This window comes from Knoellia flava TL1 (assembly GCF_000768675.1).
GTDB lineage: Bacteria > Actinomycetota > Actinomycetes > Actinomycetales > Dermatophilaceae > Knoellia > Knoellia flava.
Map to the genome: position 1 here is coordinate 19,408 of NZ_AVPI01000020.1, position 14,925 is coordinate 34,332.

The following is a 14,925-nucleotide window of genomic DNA, read 5'->3' on the forward strand; positions in this document are numbered from 1 at the left end:
TGGCGACCTGCGCGGGTCAGCGGACCCGGTCGAGGGTGACGACCCGGACGCCACCGGCGAGGTCGACCTGGTCCACCTGCTCGAACCTCGCGTGCGTGAAGTCCCCGGCGAAGAGCGGGATGCCGGAGCCGATGACCGACGGGTTGACCTTGAGGACGAGTCGGTCGATCTCGGGGAGCAGGGCGTGCGCGAGGGTGCCGCCGCCGACGAGCCAGACGTCCTTGTCGCCCTCCTCGACCTTGAGCTCGCGCACCCGGGCGAGCGGGTCGCCGGCCACGACCTCGACCGGCAGGTCGTCACGCCCGGCGAGCGTCGTCGAGACGACGAGGTGGCGCAGGTGCGGGTAGGCGTCGGTGAGGCCCGCGGCGAGGCCGAGCTCGTAGGACGCGCGACCCTCGACGACCGTGTCGAAGTGCAGCCCCTCACCCGTGATGCCCATCGCGTCACGAGCCGGGCCGGGCAGGGTCTCGGAATAGTGCGCCACGATGAACTCGACGAGGTCCGGCGTCACCGGGAAGAACTCGGCGCCGCTCGGGTCACTGCCGTCGGGGCCGGCGATGAAGCCGTCGAGGGTGGTCGCGACGTAGTAGACGAGCCTGCGCATGGTTCCGCATCCTCACACGGTGGCGGTGGCTCCGACCTACCCGGGTCGCACAGGCAGCACGGTCCGCACCATGGCGATGCGGCGGCCGAACCGCTGCAGCCCGATGCACTCCTCGGCCTCGCGCATCGGCGCCATCCAGTCCGGCTCCGGTGCGAGCTCGACCCACCCGTGCCGGGCGTAGAAAGGCGCGTTCCACGGCACGTTGGCATAGGTGCGCAGCGTGACCCGGGAGCCGCCGCGGGAGGCGACCTCACGGCATACGGCATCGACAAGCGCGGCACCGAGACCGAGGCGACCGTGCGCGGGGTCGACGACGAGCTGCTCGAGGTGCCAGCCCTCGGGCAGCGAGAGGACGTGGGCGAAGCCGACGACCGGCTCGCCCACGACGAGGAGGAAGCCCGGCTCCGCAGCACGGGACTGCCCCGACACCGGCGGCGGCCAGTCGACGCCCTCGAAGACGGTGTCGAAGAGCCGGTCCCCCGATGCCTCGACGGCCGCCAGACCGGGGAGGTCGGCGGCCGTCGCGGGTCGGACGAGGGAGGTCACGCGAGGGTGGGCTTGACCTCGGCGAGCCGGGCGAGCAGCCCGTTGACGAACTTGGGGCTGTCGTCGGTCGAGAGCTCGGTCGCGATGCCGACGGCCTCGCTGATCGCGACACCCTCCGGCACCTCGCCGAAGAGCACCTCGAACGCGCCGACACGCAGGATCGCGCGGTCGACGGCAGGCATCCGCTCGAGCGACCAACCCTGCGAATAGGTCGTGAGCAGGTCGTTGATCTCGGTCCAGTGCTCGACGACGCCGGTGACGAGGTCAGCGGTGAACTCGTTGAGCGGGGCCTCGGTCACGGGTGCGGCGAGGCGCTCCCGGAGAAGGTCGGCGGCGTTGACCTTGCGCTGCTCGGCCTCGAAGAGGAGGTCGATCGCGCGGCGACGCGACTTGGTGCGTGCGGCCACAGGTCAGTTGACGCGGCTGAGGTAGGACCCGTCGCGGGTGTCCACCTTGACCTTGTCGCCGGTGTTGAGGAAGAGCGGGACGGCGATCTCGGCGCCGGTCTCGAGGGTGGCCGGCTTGGTGCCACCGGTCGAGCGGTCACCCTGCAGGCCGGGCTCGGTGTACTGGATCTCGAGGACGACCGACGGCGGGAGCTCGATGAAGAGCACGTTGCCGTCGTGGCGCGCGACGATGGCGTCCTGGTTCTCGAGCATGAACTTCGCGGCGTCGCCGACGATCTCGGGCGAGACCGAGATCTGGTCGTAGGTGTCGCCGTCCATGAAGACGTAGTCGGTGCCGTCGTTGTAGAGGTACTGCATCGTGCGCTTGTCGACGTTGGCGGTCTCGACCTTCACGCCGGCGTTGAACGTCTTGTCGACGACCTTGCCCGAGAGGACGTTCTTGAGCTTGGTCCGCACGAAGGCCGGGCCCTTGCCGGGCTTGACGTGCTGGAACTCCACGACGGACCAGAGCTGGCCTTCGAGGTTGAGGACGAGGCCGTTCTTGAGGTCGTTCGTCGATGCCACGAGTGAATTCGCTTCCATTGGGTGTCGGGAGATCGCCGGGCAGTCTATCCGTCAAGCGCCCACACCCCGAATTCGCTCGGCTCAGGGGATGCGGTCGACTCAGAGGAACTGGGCCGGGTCGAACTGCTCGATGGGGATGACCCGGATGCGCGGCAGCGCCGACGTGAACGCCTTGACGTCGTACTCGAGGTCGAAGCTCTCGAGCCCGTCGGCCTCGAGTGCGGTGAACCCGCTGTTGCGGAACTCGCGGAAGGCCATGAGCCCGACCCGGCGATCGTCGTCCTCGAGGAGGGCCTCGACCTCCTCGAGGAAGTCGCCGTCGTGGCTGACGAGCATGACGTCGGCGTCGCGGTCCTTGATGGCCCGCAGCGTGCGCTGGATGGCGACGTCGACGACCTTGACGTCGGAGTCGCCGGAGAGCGGCACCGGCTGGAAGCCGAGCGCGTTGAGCGCCTGGATGAACGACATCGGCATCGTCGTCGATGCGTTGAGGAAGAACAGGCCCTTGACGTCCTGGTCCCACGCCTCGCGGGCGAAGGCGATGAGCCGGTCCCACCGGGGACGCTCGTCCGGCTGCGGCCGGCGCCCGAGGATCGACGTGCCGAGGGTGGCGTCGATGTTCTCACCGTCGACGAGGAGGTAGGTGAGGACCTCGGACCCGTCGCCGTCGGGCGTCTTCGCGGCTGCCATGGACCGGAGTCTAGGCCCGACGCGGTGCCGGCCCTCCCCCGTCCGACCCAGACCCCCGTATGCCGGCCAGTCGCCTTCCCGTTTCCCGGCGCCTCACCGGGGCACACTGCGAAGCATGAGAGCGAAGTCGATCGTCGGAGCCGTCGCCGTCGGGCTGGTCGGGGTGGCCGCCCGCGACCTCACCCAGAAGAAGCACTCGCTCAAGCGCAACTTCCCGGTCATCGCGCATGCCCGCTACCTCCTGGAGAAGATCGGGCCCGAGCTGCGGCAGTACATCATAACGAGCAACGACGCCGAGCGTCCCTTCTCGCGGGACCAGCGGTCGTGGGTGTATGCGAGCAGCAAGAAGGAGAACAACTACGTCGGGTTCGGCACCGACAACGACATCGAGCACACCGAGGGCTACGTCATCGTCAAGCACCGCACCTTCGCGCCGACGGCCCCGTCGACGGCGGTCGCGCACGGGCACCACGACGACGACGTCGACCTGCCTGCGGCCAAGGTGCTGGGTGCGTCTCGCGGACGGACCCACGCCTTCCGACCCGCCTCCGTCGTCAACGTCTCGGCGATGAGCTTCGGCTCGCTCTCCGGCAACGCGATCGAGGCGATCAACCGCGGCGTCGCTCTCGCAGGCGCGCTGCACAACACGGGTGAGGGCGGCCTGTCCGACCACCACCGCCAGGGCGGCGACCTCATCCTCCAGATCGGCACCGCCTACTTCGGCTGCCGCGACGGGCAGGGCCGCTTCGACCTCGCCCGGCTCAAGGACCTCGTGGCGTCGGCGCCCGTCAAGGCGATCGAGGTCAAGCTGAGCCAGGGCGCCAAGCCCGGCCTCGGCGGGCTCCTGCCTGCGGCGAAGATCACCGAGGAGATCAGCCGGATCCGCGGCATCCCGATGGGCCAGGACTGCGTGAGCCCGTCACGGCACGCGGAGTTCGACGACGTCGACAGCATGCTCGACTGGGTCGAGCGGATCGCGCAGGAGACCGGGCTGCCCGTCGGCATCAAGTCGGCGGTCGGCGAGCTCGAGTTCTGGGAGGAGCTCGCCGAGCAGATGTCGTCGCGCACTCGTGGCGTCGACTTCGTCACCGTCGACGGCGGCGAGGGCGGGACGGGTGCTGCGCCGCTCGTCTTCAGCGACACAGTGGCCCTGCCCTTCCGGGTCGGCTTCTCGCGGGTCTACTCGACCTTCGCCCGGGCCGGGCTCACTGACGACGTCGCCTTCATCGGCAGCGGCAAGCTCGGACTGCCCGACAACGCTCTGGTGGCCTTCGCGCTCGGCGCGGACATGCTCAACGTCGCCCGTGAGCCGATGTTCGCCTTGGGCTGCATCCAGGCGCAGAAGTGCCACACCGACCGGTGCCCGACCGGCGTCGCCACCCAGAACCCGTGGCTCGCACACGGCCTCGACCCGACGCTCAAGTCGGTGCGCGTGGCGAACTACCTCCAGACGCTGCGGCGCGACCTGCTCAAGGTCTCGGAGGCGTGCGGGGTGGCGCATCCCGGCCTCATTGACGCAGATGCGGTCGAGATCCTCGACGGCCACCGGGTGGGCACGCCGCTGCGCGAGGTCTTCGGCTACGAGCCGGGCTGGGGCACTCTCGGTCCCGACCTCGCCCGCGAGATCACGGCGGTGATGTGGCCGGAGCGAGACGTCGACACCGAGGCGCCGGAGTCCGCCACCTCGATGACGTGACGCAGCCCCGTTCGACCCGACCGGCGGGTGGTTGGATCGAGGCATGCGCATCTTCTTCACCGGTGGCAGCGGCAAGGCCGGCAAGCATGTCTCGACGCACCTCGCCGCCCAGGGCCACGAGGTCACCAACGCCGACCTCGTCGGCCTCGGACACCCGTCCGTCAGCGACCTCCGGGTCGACCTCACAGACATCGGCGAGACCTACTCGGCGTTGGCGGGTTTGGCGAGGATGTCGGAGCTCGACCTTCCGGCCAGACCCTCCTACGACGCAGTCGTCCACTTCGCTGCGATCCCCGCGATCCTCAAGGCTCCTGACGCCCTGACGTATGCGACCAACGTGCTGAGCACCTACAACGTGCTCGAGGCCGCGACGCGACTCGGCGTCCGCAAGATCGTCTTCGCCTCGTCGGAGACGACTTACGGCATCTGCTTCGCGCAGGGTGAGCGGCGACCCGAATACCTGCCCGTGGACGAGGAGCACCCCACGGTCCCCGAGGACTCCTACGCGATGTCGAAGGTCGCGAACGAGGTGACCGCCCGGTCCTTCCAGGCGCGCACCGGCGCCGACATCTACGGGCTGCGGATCAACAACGTCATCGAGCCGCACGAGTACGCCGAGATGTTCCCCGCCTTCCTCGCCGACCCGTCGCTGCGGCGCCGCAACATCTTCGCCTACATCGACACCCGCGACCTTGGGCAGATGGTGGAGCGGTGCCTCGAGGTCGACGGGCTCGGGTACGAAGTCTTCAACGTCGCCAACGCCGACATGTCGGTCGCCGCGACCACCCAGGAGGTGCAAGACCGCTTCTACGACGGCGTGGAGCTCACCCGCGAGATGGGTCGCGACGAGACGTTCTACGCCATCGACAAGGCGCGCGACCTCCTGGGCTACGAGCCGCAGCACTCGTGGCGGGACGTCCTCGAGGACCCGGGCGCCAACACCTGAGCCAGCCGCCTCAGGCGGGGCGTAGCCCCACGTCGGAGGGCGAGAGGGGGTCGACGTCGGGATCCGAGGTGGCCTCGGTGAGACGAGCCAGGGCCGCCGTCACCGCGGCGCGGTGCTCCGGCCTGGCGGCGACCTCGACGTCCCGGAGCGCCATGCGCACCCGTCGTCGGACTCGCGGCGCGTCCCTCCCCCAGTGGCTGACCTCGTCGAAGGCGAGGGCGAGGTAGTCCTCGACCCGCGGTTGCGGCACGGACAGCAGGAGGCGGCCGTCGTCAGCGCATCGCTGCCGCAAGGGGAGGTCGCGCGAGACGAGCCGCCGGACGATGTCGTGGATGTGGTCGAGGGCCTGGACCGCCGTCGTCGGGTCGTTGACCCCCGGTGAGAGGGCACGCTCCGCGATGTCGACGAGCTGACGGAGCCCGAACCCCACGTCCTGGTCCATGCTGCGCTCGCGACCCAGCTGCACGGCCGCGTGGACGCGGTCCTCGTCGAACGCGGCGGCGCCGTGGATGCGTGCGAGCGGCGCCCCGGTGGCGACGAACTCCCCCACCGCCCTGAGCATCTCGACCGAGACGCCGTGGTCGGCGGCGGTCGCGGCGAGGGCGGTGTCATCGACCCGCTGCACCACGCCCGGACGCCTGGTGGTGACCGTGCGAGCCGGGCCATCCGCGACGAAGGGTTCCGGCCACACCGGCGCCGCCTGTGCGTCGGCCGGGAAGCGTTCGTCGAGCAGGGTCCGGGTGTCGTCCGCGATCGAGGCCAGGATGGTGGCGGCGCGGATGGACTGTGCGATGTGGTGGATGTAGGCGAGGAAGACGAGCACCGAGGCCATGACGAGTGCGAACGAGAGCGTGACGCCGATCTGGGGCACGAAGGGGTCCACCTGCGCCGTTCCCCGGATGCCGCGTAGCACCACGAGGCCGTAGACGAAGGTGGCGACGAAGACCCCGAGGGCGACCTGGTTGAAGCGGTCCTCGAGGAAGGATCGCAGGACGCGGGGTGAGAACTGGCTGCTCGTCAGCTGCAGTACGACGATCGTGATGGAGAAGACCAGACCCGTGAACGAGATCATCGACGTGATGATCGCCGCGAGCAGCGCCCGGGCTCCTTCGGGGCCGCCGGCGAAGAGGAACGGCAGGCGCAACGAGGTGTCGAGGGACTCGTCGAGCTCGGTCACCCCGAGGGCCAGCAGGGTCGCCGTCACCGCACAGAGCAGCGGGATCGCCCAGAAGCGGTGTGCCAGTGAACGCAGCCGCGCCGTGACGGCCCCCTCGTGGACGACCATGTCGTTCCCCCCGCTCTGCTGCCCGGTCTCGGAGCGTACCCCCGACCGACGGTGCCGGGTCAGGAGATGGCCGCGGGTCGCTCGACCGCGCGGGCCTCGAGGTCGTCGAGGTCGGCGAGGCGCCCGAGGGCGTCGCCGAGCACCTCCGCCGAGGGGCGCCGGCGCAGCAGCTCCCGGAGGGCCTCTCGCTCCTCCCTCAGCGCCTCAACGAAGGCGGGGCTGGGGTTCACGACCGTTCGCTCCCGTCCGCGGGACGGCGGTCGATGATGGCGCCGGCTCCGCACGCAGCGCCACCCACGAGCTCGATGAGCAGGCTCTCGGGGTCCTCGGTCGCGAGCCGTCCCGAGGCGACACCGTTGACGCCGTCCACCAGCACGTCGGGGACGGCCTCGAAGACCGCACAGGAGAGCAGGATGAGGCGCTCCCCCTCCTGGGGGAACTCGCTGTCGTGCTCGGCACCGTCGAGGGGTCGGGTCCGGCAGTCGCCGATGGTGACCACGATCGCCGGCGGGGCATCGCGGACAACCACGACCAGCTCACCGTCGGTCGTGCAGGAGGCGGCCGCGTAGGGCGCCGGCCGCCCGGTGTCGTTTGCCGGATCGACATCGTCGCCGACCACGACCTGCGTGAGTCGGGGACCGCTCTCCAGGCGCACGACCCCGTAGGGGTACTCCGCGCAGGTCACCGTCCACAGTGCACTGCTCATCGTCCGCAGAAGGCCCGAGTCCACGACGTGGCTCGTCACCACCGGGTCGCCCTCCGGCTGCCCCGGCTCCTGCCGCCCCGGCACCATGCGGCCCGACAGCTGCCGTCCCGGTTCAGGCCGGGGCGGCAGGGTCGGGGCTGGAGCCGTGACGCTCCACCAAGACCGGCCGTCCCTGTGCAGCCGGGCTTGGGCGTACATCGTCATGGCGAGCACGCTGCCAGCACGACATGACGAGGATGAGGTCGACTTCTTTGAGGTTTCATGACAACTGCGCCCCACGGGTCGTGCGGGGACCCGACGGTCGACGCAGATGGCAGACTGCCGAGGTGCCCAGGCTGCTCGTGCTCGAGGACGACGACGGGATCCGCGTCTCCCTCGCGATGGCGCTCGAGGACGAGGGCTATGCGACGACCGCGCACGCCGACGCGGAGTCCGCGCTGCGCGACCCGGCCTTCGCCGCAGTGGACGTCTTCCTCGTCGACCTCATGCTCGGCGCCGGGATGGACGGCTTCGACTTCATCCGGGAGGTGCGGCGCCGCAGCGACGTCCCCGTCATCGTGCTCAGCGCCAAGGCGGACACCCACGACATCGTCGCGGCGCTGGAAGCGGGCGCCGACGACTACGTGACCAAGCCGTTCGAGATCAAGGAGGTCAGCGCTCGCCTGAGAGCCCTGCGGCGTCGCCCGCCGACGCGCGCGCCGGAGCCTGCGGACGCGGGCACGCAGACCTTCGTCATCGACTCCGCCCACGGCCCGCTCGTCCTCGACGCCCACGCAGGGGTCCTGCGCCGTGGCACCGACGACGTCCACGTCACCGTCACCGAGTACCACCTGCTGCGCGAGCTCGCCGCCTCGGCAGGACAGGTGCTCAGCCGTCAGTCGCTGCTGGAGCGGGTCTGGGACCACGGCTACTTCGGCGACCAGCGCATCGTCGACGTCCATGTCCGCCGCCTGCGGACCAAGATCGAGGTGGACCCCTCGGAGCCTCGCCTGCTCGTCACCGTCCGCGGACTCGGCTACCGCCTGGACTGCTCATGAGGCACGGGCACGCGCACCTCGGCGTCCGCTCGACCTCCACCCTCTCCTTCGCCGCCCTCGCGCTCGCCGTGTCCGCCGTGCTCGCGGTCGGCACCTACCTCACGGCGCGCCACTTCCTGCTCGGCCAGCGGGAGGACACCGCTGCCCGGCAGTCGTTCGTCGACGCCGCCCTCGTCCGCGAAGGGCTCCTCACCGCCGGGGCCCAGGTGAGCGACGTCCTCGACTCGACGTCACCGCCACCTGGCGCCGTCGTCGTCGTCGAGCGCGACGGAGCGTGGTACTCCTCCTCGCTCGACGCCGAGGCCAGGTCCATCCCCGAGCAGGTCCGACGGCTCACTTCCGAGGGCCAGTCCGCCCAGGCCTGGACCCTGCTCGGCGGCGAGCCGGCGATCGCCGTGGGCGTGCCCATCCCGGCCGTGGGCGCCCAGTTCTACGAGCTCTCCCCCACCACCGAGCTCGACTCGACCCTTCGGGTCCTGGCCCTCGTCCTGGGCGCCTTCGCACTCGTGACCACGGTGGCCGGCGCGCTCATCGGACGGGCGGCGTCGGCACGGGTCGTCGCGCCTCTCCAGGACGTCGCCTCGGCCACGGCCGACATCGCCGCGGGCCGGATGACCACCCGTCTCCAGGCCACCTCCGACCCCGACCTGGCCGTGATCGTCGGGTCGTTCAACACCATGGTCGAGGCGCTCGACCAGCGCATGCGCCGTGACGCCCGCTTCGCCGCCGACGTCGCCCACGAGCTGCGGTCCCCGGTGACGACCCTCATGACGAGCCTCACCGTGCTCCGAGGCACGGAGGACGGTGCCGCCGAGCGCCGTCGTGCCGCCACCGACCTCGTCGAGCGTGAGGTGCGACGCCTCCACCGCTCGCTCGAGCACCTGCTCGAGCTGGGACGACTCGAGGCGGGGGTCGTCCAGCTCGGCCGCGAACCCGTCGACCTCGGCGAGCTCGTCACCCACACCGTGCGGACGACGATGCGTCCCGAGGAGCTCGTCGTCCTCAGGGACGGCCCGCTCGTCGTCGACGCCGACAAGGCGATCCTCCACCGGGCCGTCGTGAACCTGCTCGACAACGCCGACGTCCACGGCGGGGGCGCCGTGGCGGTCACCGTCGTGCGCGTCTCGCAGGCGGTCGAGCTGAGGGTTGCGGACGGCGGACCGGGAGTCCCCGAGGCGGAACGCAGCCGCGTCTTCGAACGCTTCGTCAGGGTCGGGTCGCGGGGGTCCGTCCCGGGATCCGGCCTCGGCCTCAGCCTCGTCGCGGAGACGGCCCAGGCCTACGACGGGGCAGTCCGGTGCGAGGAGACACCCGGGGGCGGCGCGACCTTCGTGCTCTGCCTGCCGGCGTCGGGCGGCGAGCACGGGTCGGGGACATGAGCGGGACGCGACGGCCACGATGGGTCGCACCGTCGGTCGTCGGCCTCGCGATGGCGTTCGCCACCACGGCGTGCGGTGCACCCTCGGGCTCCGCTGCGCGCCCCATCGAGTCGGTGCCCTACGACCTCACGGCCCCCGCACCCGCAGCCTCGTCGTCGAGCACCCCCGCGCCGTCGCGCGGGCCCCACGTCTTCCTGCTGCGCGGCGACGTCCTCCGTCCCGCATCTCCCGTCATTGCCGGGGGCGACGTCCGCAGCACCGCCGCGCGGGCGCTCGAGACGCTCGTGGAGGGACCGAGCGACCAGGACCGAGGGGCCGGGTTGTCCACGGCCCTCGGACCCGAGGTGCGGCTCTCGCTCACCGACCTCGTCGACGGACGGGCCACCGTCGAGATCCAGGTGGGCGAGCAGGCGCTCGGGGCCGGCCGGCTGCCGCTGGTGATCGGTCAGATCGTCCTCACCCTGACCTCGGTCCCGGGGGTGGACGAGGTGGTCCTCACTGCTGAGGGGTCCCGGATCGCCGCACCGCTGCCGGGAGGCGCCCTCACGGACCGGCCGCTACGGGCACGGGACTACGCGGCACTCACTGCCACCCCGACCGCAACCTGACTCACTGATGGGCAGGGCGGCTCCGGCGCGCTCCCGTCGACGGCGCGGAGCCGGGTGCGCCGTAGCGACGGGCCAGCTCCCGCAGGTTCGGTCGCAGTCCCAGTCGGCTGAGCTCCTCGGCGATGGCAGGGACGACCTGACGCGGGTTGCGACCCGGTGCCCGGGCCTCACCCCGCATCTGGGCCGCTGCGATGGCGTGCGAGGTGCGCGTGTCGATCTCCTCGCCACGCTCGAGGACGATGTTCTCGAAGGTCATGTCTCCCTCATTCCGTCGTGACCCCATCGGGGTCGGGCCAACTCACCTCCTCACCGTCGCAAGGAGATGTGTCAGTCCCACGGTTGACCGCGTTGCGGTTCCATGACCGTCGTGTGACGGCGTCCGTGACCGGGTCCCAGGTGCGGGGGCCGCCGGTCAGGCGCACACCGCGGCGTATGCCGTCCGCAGTTGGTCGTCGGTCGGACCCTCCAGGCGGACGGGCTGGGCGACCTCCTCGAGGACGACGAAGCGGAGCATCGACCCACGGTTCTTCTTGTCGCGGCGCATCGCCGCCTCGAGCTCGGGCCAGCGCCCCGGCTCGTAGGACGTGGGCAGCCCGACGGACGTGAGCACCTCGCGGTGGCGGTCGACGACGTCACGACCGAGAACCCCTGCTGCGGCCGCGAGCTCCGCTGCATAGACCATGCCGATCGCGACGGCCTCGCCGTGCCGCCGCCGGTACTGCTCGACCTGCTCGATGGCGTGACCGAACGTGTGCCCGTAGTTGAGGATCTCGCGCAGCGACGACTCCTTGAGGTCCTGGCTGACGACGTCGGCCTTGACCCGGATCGCGCGCTCGACGAGCTCGAGCGTGTGCGGCCCATCGGGTCGCCCAGCCGCCTCAGGATCCTCGGCGACGAGGTCGAGGATGACCGGGTCGACGATGAAGCCGGCCTTGATGATCTCGGCGAGCCCGGCGACATAGTCTTCGCGCGGCAGCGTCGACAGCAGGTCGAGGTCGCACAGCACAGCCCGCGGCGGGTGGAACGAGCCGACGAGGTTCTTGCCCTCCGCCGTGTTGATGCCGGTCTTGCCGCCGACGGCCGCGTCGACCATGCCGAGCAGTGTCGTCGGGACCTGGACGACCGGCACCCCACGCAGCCACGTCGCCGCGACGAACCCGGCAAGGTCGGTGACCGTCCCTCCCCCGACGCCGACGACGACGTCGGTGCGGGTGAAGCCGTGCCTGCCGAGCACCGACCATAGGTCCGCGGCGACGACCGCGGTCTTGGCGTCCTCGGCGTCAGGGACGCCGACGGCATACGCCTCGATGCCGCTGTCGCGCAACGAAGCCGTGATCCGCTCCCCCAACGACCGCATCGAGTCGGGATGAACGACGAGGGCGCGCTGCACGCCGTCGCCGACGACCTCGGCGACGCGCGCCGAGCAGCCGGCCTCGATGACGACGTCGTAGTCACCGCCGACGGAGACGACGCTCACTGGCCGCCCCCGAGCAGCGAGACGATCTCGGCGACGACGTCGTCGACCTCGCGCCCGGCGGTGTCGACGCGGTGCGTGGCGAGCCGCTCGTAGGTGGGGCGGCGTTCGTTCATGAGCTTGGTCCAGGCCGCGCGGGGGTTGATGGCGAGCAGCGGCCGGCTCGCGTCGAACCCGACCCGCTTGGCCGCGTCGGCGATGCCGACGTCGAGGAAGACGACGACCTGGCCGTCGAGCACCTCCTGCGTTTCGGCGTCCATCGGAGCTCCGCCGCCGAGGGCGACGACCCCGGCGTGCGCCTCGACGGCCCGGGCCACCTCGGCCCGCTCGAGCGCGCGGAAGGTGGGCTCGCCGTCGAGGACGAAGATGTCGGAGATCGAGCAGCCCTGGTCGGCCTCGATGGCCGCGTCGGTGTCGTGGAAGGCGACGTCGAGCGCGCCCGCGAGCGCCTGCCCGATCGTCGTCTTGCCCGACCCGGGCGGCCCGATGAGGACGACCACGGGACGCTCCCCGGTCACCACGAGCGCATCGTCTCGGGCACGGCGGCGAGGTATGCCGCGTGGTTGCGTCGCGTCTCCTCGACCGAGTCGCCGCCGAACTTCTCAAGGCAGGCGTCGGCGAGGACCAGCGCGACCATGGCCTCGGCGACGACGCCCGCAGCGGGAACGGCCGAGACGTCGGAGCGCTGGTGGATCGCCTTGGCCTCGCCCTCCCCCGTCGTGTCGATCGTGTCGAGCGCCCGCGGGACCGTGGAGATCGGCTTCATCGCGGCACGCACGCGCAGGACGTCGCCGTTGGACATGCCACCCTCCGTGCCACCAGCGCGACCGGTGCGTCGTCGGATCGTGCCGGACTCGTCACGCTCCATCTCGTCGTGGGCGGCGGACCCGCGGCGGGCGGCGGTGCGGAAGCCGTCACCGACCTCGACCCCCTTGATGGCCTGGATGCCCATGAGCGCGGCGGCGAGCCGCGCATCGAGACGGCGGTCCCAGTGGACGTGCGAGCCGAGACCCGGGGGCAGGCCGTAGGCGAGGACCTCGACGACGCCGCCGAGCGTGTCGCCGTCCTTCTTCGCCGCCTCGACCTCGGCGACCATGGCTGCGGACCCGGCGGCGTCGAGGGTGCGAACGGGGTCGGCGTCGATCTCGGCGACCTGGTCGGGCGTGGGCAGCGGGGCGTCGTCGGCGACACCCGCCGGACCCATCGAGACGGTGTGTGAGACGAGCCGGATGCCGTAGGCCTGCTCGAGGAAGCGCGCGGCGACCTCGCCGAGGGCGACCCGGGCGGCGGTCTCGCGGGCGGAGGCGCGCTCGAGCACGGGGCGGGCGTCGTCGAAGGCGTACTTCTGCATCCCGACGAGGTCGGCGTGCCCGGGGCGCGGTCGCGTCAGCGGCTTGTTGCGGGCGACCTCCTTCTCGGCGTTGACGTCGTTCGACGCCTCGTAGGCCTCGTCGGAGACGGGGTCGGCCGACATCACGGTCTCCCACTTCGGCCACTCGGTGTTGCCGATGCGGATCGCGACGGGCGAGCCCATCGTCACGCCGTGGCGCACGCCGCCGAGGAACTCGACCTCATCCTGCTCGAACTTCATCCGGGCGCCGCGGCCGTAGCCGAGGCGGCGACGGGCGAGGGCGTCGGCGAGGTCCTTGCGCGTCACCTCGACGCCGGCGGGCAGACCCTCGATCGTGGCCAGGAGGGCAGGGCCGTGGGACTCGCCTGCGGTCAACCATCGGAGCATGGACCGATCCTCCCACGCAGCACGACGAGCCCACGGGGCGCGGTCAGCACGTGGGCTCGGTCGGGGGCGGACGGCATACGGACTCTTGACAGGAAACCGAATGGTTTCCTATTGTCGCCGCGTGGACCTCGTCTTCCGGGCCCTGGCGGACCCCACTCGCAGAGCGCTCCTCGACGCGCTCTTCGACGAGGACGGGCAGACGCTCGCCGCCCTCGCCGCGCGGTTCGACATGACCCGGATGGGCGTCGCGAAGCACCTCGCCGTGCTCGAGGAGGCGGGCCTCGTCGCCACCCGACGACAGGGGCGCGAGAAGCACCACTTCCTCAACGCCGTGGGCATCCGCCAGGTCCACGACCGCTGGGTGAGCAAGTACACCGAGCCCTGGGCCGCCGGCCTCGTCGGGCTCAAGGACGAGCTGGAGGCAGGGAGCATGAGCACGACCAAGGTCTTCGAGATCTACATCCGCACGACGCCCGACCGGCTGTGGCACGCGATCACCGACCCCGAGACGCGACGCCGCTTCCACTTCGGCAACACCATCGAGTCGGACTGGACGCCGGGGTCGGCCTACGCCATGACCCACGACGGCGTGGACCGACCGCTCGTCGACGGCGAGAACCTCGAGGTCGAGCCGCCGCACCGGCTCGTCCAGAGCTTCCGCGCCCACTGGGACGACGACGCCGAGTCCGCGGGCACCTCGCGCGTCACGTGGGAGATCGAGGAGGTCGGCGACTCGTGCCGCCTCACCGTCGTCCACGACCGGCTCTCCGACGGCGTGAGCGAGGCGATCCACGGCGGCTGGCCGATGGTGCTCTCGGGACTCAAGACCTGGCTCGAGACCGGCACCGAGCTCACCACCCCCGGCTCGCTCATGTACGGCTGACCGGCCACCCGGAGCCCACGCCGACCCACCTCAACCCCACCCAACGCAGGGAGCAGACCCATGACCCCCCTCGACAAGACCTTCACCGGAACCCTCGCCACGAGCAGCGCGCCTGGCGGCTGGACCTACCTCGTCACCGACTGGAGCGCCGAGTTCTTCGGGACGCGCGGACTCGTGAAGGTGGCGGGCACGATCGACGACCACCCGTTCCGCGGCTCGTTCATGGCGCTCGGCGACGGCACCCACAAGCTGGCCGTGACCCGCGACGTCCGTGACGCCATCGGCAAGGGCACCGGCGACGACGTCACCGTCCACCTCACCGAGCGGCTCGACGAAGCGAAGGCCGCGGCGACCTCCTGAGC

The 14,925-nt window shown here is 71.2% G+C and carries 19 protein-coding genes; 7 read left to right on the plus strand and 12 right to left on the minus strand.

Annotation, left to right across the window (positions count from 1 at the left end; translation table 11 throughout):
- Nucleotides 1–16 precede the first annotated feature (16 nt).
- The 5 genes from N798_RS08390 to N798_RS08410 form a co-directional block, all read right to left on the minus strand.
- The gene (locus N798_RS08390) at nt 17–604 is read right to left on the minus strand and encodes a dihydrofolate reductase family protein (protein WP_035947730.1); all 588 of its coding nucleotides are present in this window, start codon (nt 602–604) and stop codon (nt 17–19) included.
- A 36-nt stretch (nt 605–640) separates the two neighbouring features.
- Nucleotides 641–1,150, minus strand: a complete 510-nt coding sequence (locus tag N798_RS08395; protein ID WP_035947731.1) for a GNAT family N-acetyltransferase — start codon at nt 1,148–1,150, stop codon at nt 641–643.
- On the minus strand, nt 1,147–1,557 hold the full coding sequence (nusB, locus tag N798_RS08400; RefSeq protein WP_035947732.1) for a transcription antitermination factor NusB: 411 nt from the start codon (nt 1,555–1,557) through the stop codon (nt 1,147–1,149). Before nusB ends, N798_RS08395 begins: the two co-directional genes overlap by 4 nt.
- Before the next feature lie 3 nt (nt 1,558–1,560).
- Entirely contained in the window at nt 1,561–2,121 is a 561-nt protein-coding gene (gene efp / locus N798_RS08405) for an elongation factor P (RefSeq protein ID WP_035947734.1), read from the minus strand.
- Between the two features lie 99 nt (nt 2,122–2,220).
- A complete protein-coding gene (locus tag N798_RS08410) occupies nt 2,221–2,811 on the minus strand; it encodes an NYN domain-containing protein (RefSeq protein WP_035947736.1) in 591 nt (196 codons plus the stop codon).
- Between the two features lie 115 nt (nt 2,812–2,926).
- Here N798_RS08410 and N798_RS08415 point away from each other — a divergent pair, with 115 nt between their 5' ends.
- Together N798_RS08415 and N798_RS08420 are read left to right on the plus strand one after the other, a co-directional pair.
- The gene (locus N798_RS08415; RefSeq protein ID WP_052117068.1) at nt 2,927–4,507 is read left to right on the plus strand and encodes an FMN-binding glutamate synthase family protein; all 1,581 of its coding nucleotides are present in this window, start codon (nt 2,927–2,929) and stop codon (nt 4,505–4,507) included.
- A 43-nt stretch (nt 4,508–4,550) separates the two neighbouring features.
- Nucleotides 4,551–5,453, plus strand: a complete 903-nt coding sequence (locus N798_RS08420; RefSeq protein WP_035947737.1) for an NAD-dependent epimerase/dehydratase family protein — start codon at nt 4,551–4,553, stop codon at nt 5,451–5,453.
- A 10-nt stretch (nt 5,454–5,463) separates the two neighbouring features.
- On the opposite strand, the gene N798_RS08425 is transcribed toward N798_RS08420, so the two are convergent.
- From N798_RS08425 to N798_RS08430, 3 genes are read right to left on the minus strand one after another with little or no spacing between them, the layout of a single operon-like run.
- Nucleotides 5,464–6,738, minus strand: coding sequence for a DUF2254 domain-containing protein (locus N798_RS08425; RefSeq protein ID WP_052117069.1), 1,275 nt, complete (start codon nt 6,736–6,738; stop codon nt 5,464–5,466).
- Nucleotides 6,739–6,797: 59 nt separating this feature from the next.
- Complete coding sequence (locus N798_RS18090; RefSeq protein WP_156971672.1) at nt 6,798–6,968, minus strand: hypothetical protein; 171 nt, start codon at nt 6,966–6,968, stop codon at nt 6,798–6,800.
- Complete coding sequence (locus N798_RS08430) at nt 6,965–7,468, minus strand: hypothetical protein (protein WP_156971673.1); 504 nt, start codon at nt 7,466–7,468, stop codon at nt 6,965–6,967. Before N798_RS08430 ends, N798_RS18090 begins: the two co-directional genes overlap by 4 nt.
- Nucleotides 7,469–7,770: 302 nt before the next feature.
- Here N798_RS08430 and N798_RS08435 point away from each other — a divergent pair, with 302 nt between their 5' ends.
- Genes N798_RS08435 through N798_RS17310 form a run of 3 tightly spaced genes read left to right on the plus strand, consistent with a single transcriptional unit; the run spans nt 7,771 to nt 10,468 of the window.
- A complete protein-coding gene (locus tag N798_RS08435; protein WP_035947740.1) occupies nt 7,771–8,481 on the plus strand; it encodes a response regulator transcription factor in 711 nt (236 codons plus the stop codon).
- Nucleotides 8,478–9,860: a HAMP domain-containing sensor histidine kinase gene (locus N798_RS08440; RefSeq protein WP_035947741.1), complete on the plus strand. Its 1,383-nt coding sequence runs from the start codon at nt 8,478–8,480 to the stop codon at nt 9,858–9,860. Before N798_RS08435 ends, N798_RS08440 begins: the two co-directional genes overlap by 4 nt.
- On the plus strand, nt 9,857–10,468 hold the full coding sequence (locus N798_RS17310) for a GerMN domain-containing protein (RefSeq protein WP_052117070.1): 612 nt from the start codon (nt 9,857–9,859) through the stop codon (nt 10,466–10,468). Before N798_RS08440 ends, N798_RS17310 begins: the two co-directional genes overlap by 4 nt.
- A gap of 1 nt (nt 10,469) precedes the next feature.
- Here the strand turns inward: N798_RS17310 and N798_RS08450 are convergent, their stop codons facing one another.
- From N798_RS08450 to aroC, 4 genes are all read right to left on the minus strand, one after another.
- The gene (locus tag N798_RS08450) at nt 10,470–10,724 is read right to left on the minus strand and encodes a hypothetical protein (protein ID WP_035947742.1); all 255 of its coding nucleotides are present in this window, start codon (nt 10,722–10,724) and stop codon (nt 10,470–10,472) included.
- 156 nt (nt 10,725–10,880) lie between these two features.
- Nucleotides 10,881–11,945, minus strand: coding sequence for a 3-dehydroquinate synthase (aroB, locus tag N798_RS08455; protein WP_035947743.1), 1,065 nt, complete (start codon nt 11,943–11,945; stop codon nt 10,881–10,883).
- Nucleotides 11,942–12,463: a shikimate kinase gene (locus N798_RS08460; RefSeq protein WP_035947744.1), complete on the minus strand. Its 522-nt coding sequence runs from the start codon at nt 12,461–12,463 to the stop codon at nt 11,942–11,944. The genes aroB and N798_RS08460 overlap by 4 nt, the downstream gene beginning before the upstream one ends.
- Nucleotides 12,457–13,680 (minus strand): chorismate synthase, encoded by a 1,224-nt coding sequence (aroC, locus tag N798_RS08465; RefSeq protein ID WP_035947745.1) that lies wholly within the window; start codon nt 13,678–13,680, stop codon nt 12,457–12,459. Before aroC ends, N798_RS08460 begins: the two co-directional genes overlap by 7 nt.
- A gap of 121 nt (nt 13,681–13,801) precedes the next feature.
- On the opposite strand from aroC, the gene N798_RS08470 reads away from it, so the two are divergent.
- On the plus strand, nt 13,802–14,563 hold the full coding sequence (locus N798_RS08470; protein ID WP_035947746.1) for an ArsR/SmtB family transcription factor: 762 nt from the start codon (nt 13,802–13,804) through the stop codon (nt 14,561–14,563).
- Between the two features lie 60 nt (nt 14,564–14,623).
- Nucleotides 14,624–14,923, plus strand: a complete 300-nt coding sequence (locus N798_RS08475) for a DUF1905 domain-containing protein (protein WP_035947748.1) — start codon at nt 14,624–14,626, stop codon at nt 14,921–14,923.
- The last annotated feature ends 2 nt before the right edge of the window (nt 14,924–14,925 follow it).

What these genes read in the sequence shown, in the direction of transcription:
- N798_RS08450 (WP_035947742.1), bottom strand. Translation starts at nt 10,724, where the DNA reads ATGACCTTCGAGAACATCGTCCTCGAGCGTGGCGAGGAGATCGACACG.
- N798_RS08425 (WP_052117069.1), bottom strand. Translation starts at nt 6,738, where the DNA reads ATGGTCGTCCACGAGGGGGCCGTCACGGCGCGGCTGCGTTCACTGGCA.
- N798_RS08410 (WP_035947736.1), bottom strand. Translation starts at nt 2,811, where the DNA reads ATGGCAGCCGCGAAGACGCCCGACGGCGACGGGTCCGAGGTCCTCACC.
- N798_RS17310 (WP_052117070.1), top strand. Translation starts at nt 9,857, where the DNA reads ATGAGCGGGACGCGACGGCCACGATGGGTCGCACCGTCGGTCGTCGGC.
- N798_RS08440 (WP_035947741.1), top strand. Translation starts at nt 8,478, where the DNA reads ATGAGGCACGGGCACGCGCACCTCGGCGTCCGCTCGACCTCCACCCTC.
- N798_RS08390 (WP_035947730.1), bottom strand. Translation starts at nt 604, where the DNA reads ATGCGCAGGCTCGTCTACTACGTCGCGACCACCCTCGACGGCTTCATC.
- N798_RS08475 (WP_035947748.1), top strand. Translation starts at nt 14,624, where the DNA reads ATGACCCCCCTCGACAAGACCTTCACCGGAACCCTCGCCACGAGCAGC.
- N798_RS08415 (WP_052117068.1), top strand. Translation starts at nt 2,927, where the DNA reads ATGAGAGCGAAGTCGATCGTCGGAGCCGTCGCCGTCGGGCTGGTCGGG.
- aroC (WP_035947745.1), bottom strand. Translation starts at nt 13,680, where the DNA reads ATGCTCCGATGGTTGACCGCAGGCGAGTCCCACGGCCCTGCCCTCCTG.
- N798_RS08420 (WP_035947737.1), top strand. Translation starts at nt 4,551, where the DNA reads ATGCGCATCTTCTTCACCGGTGGCAGCGGCAAGGCCGGCAAGCATGTC.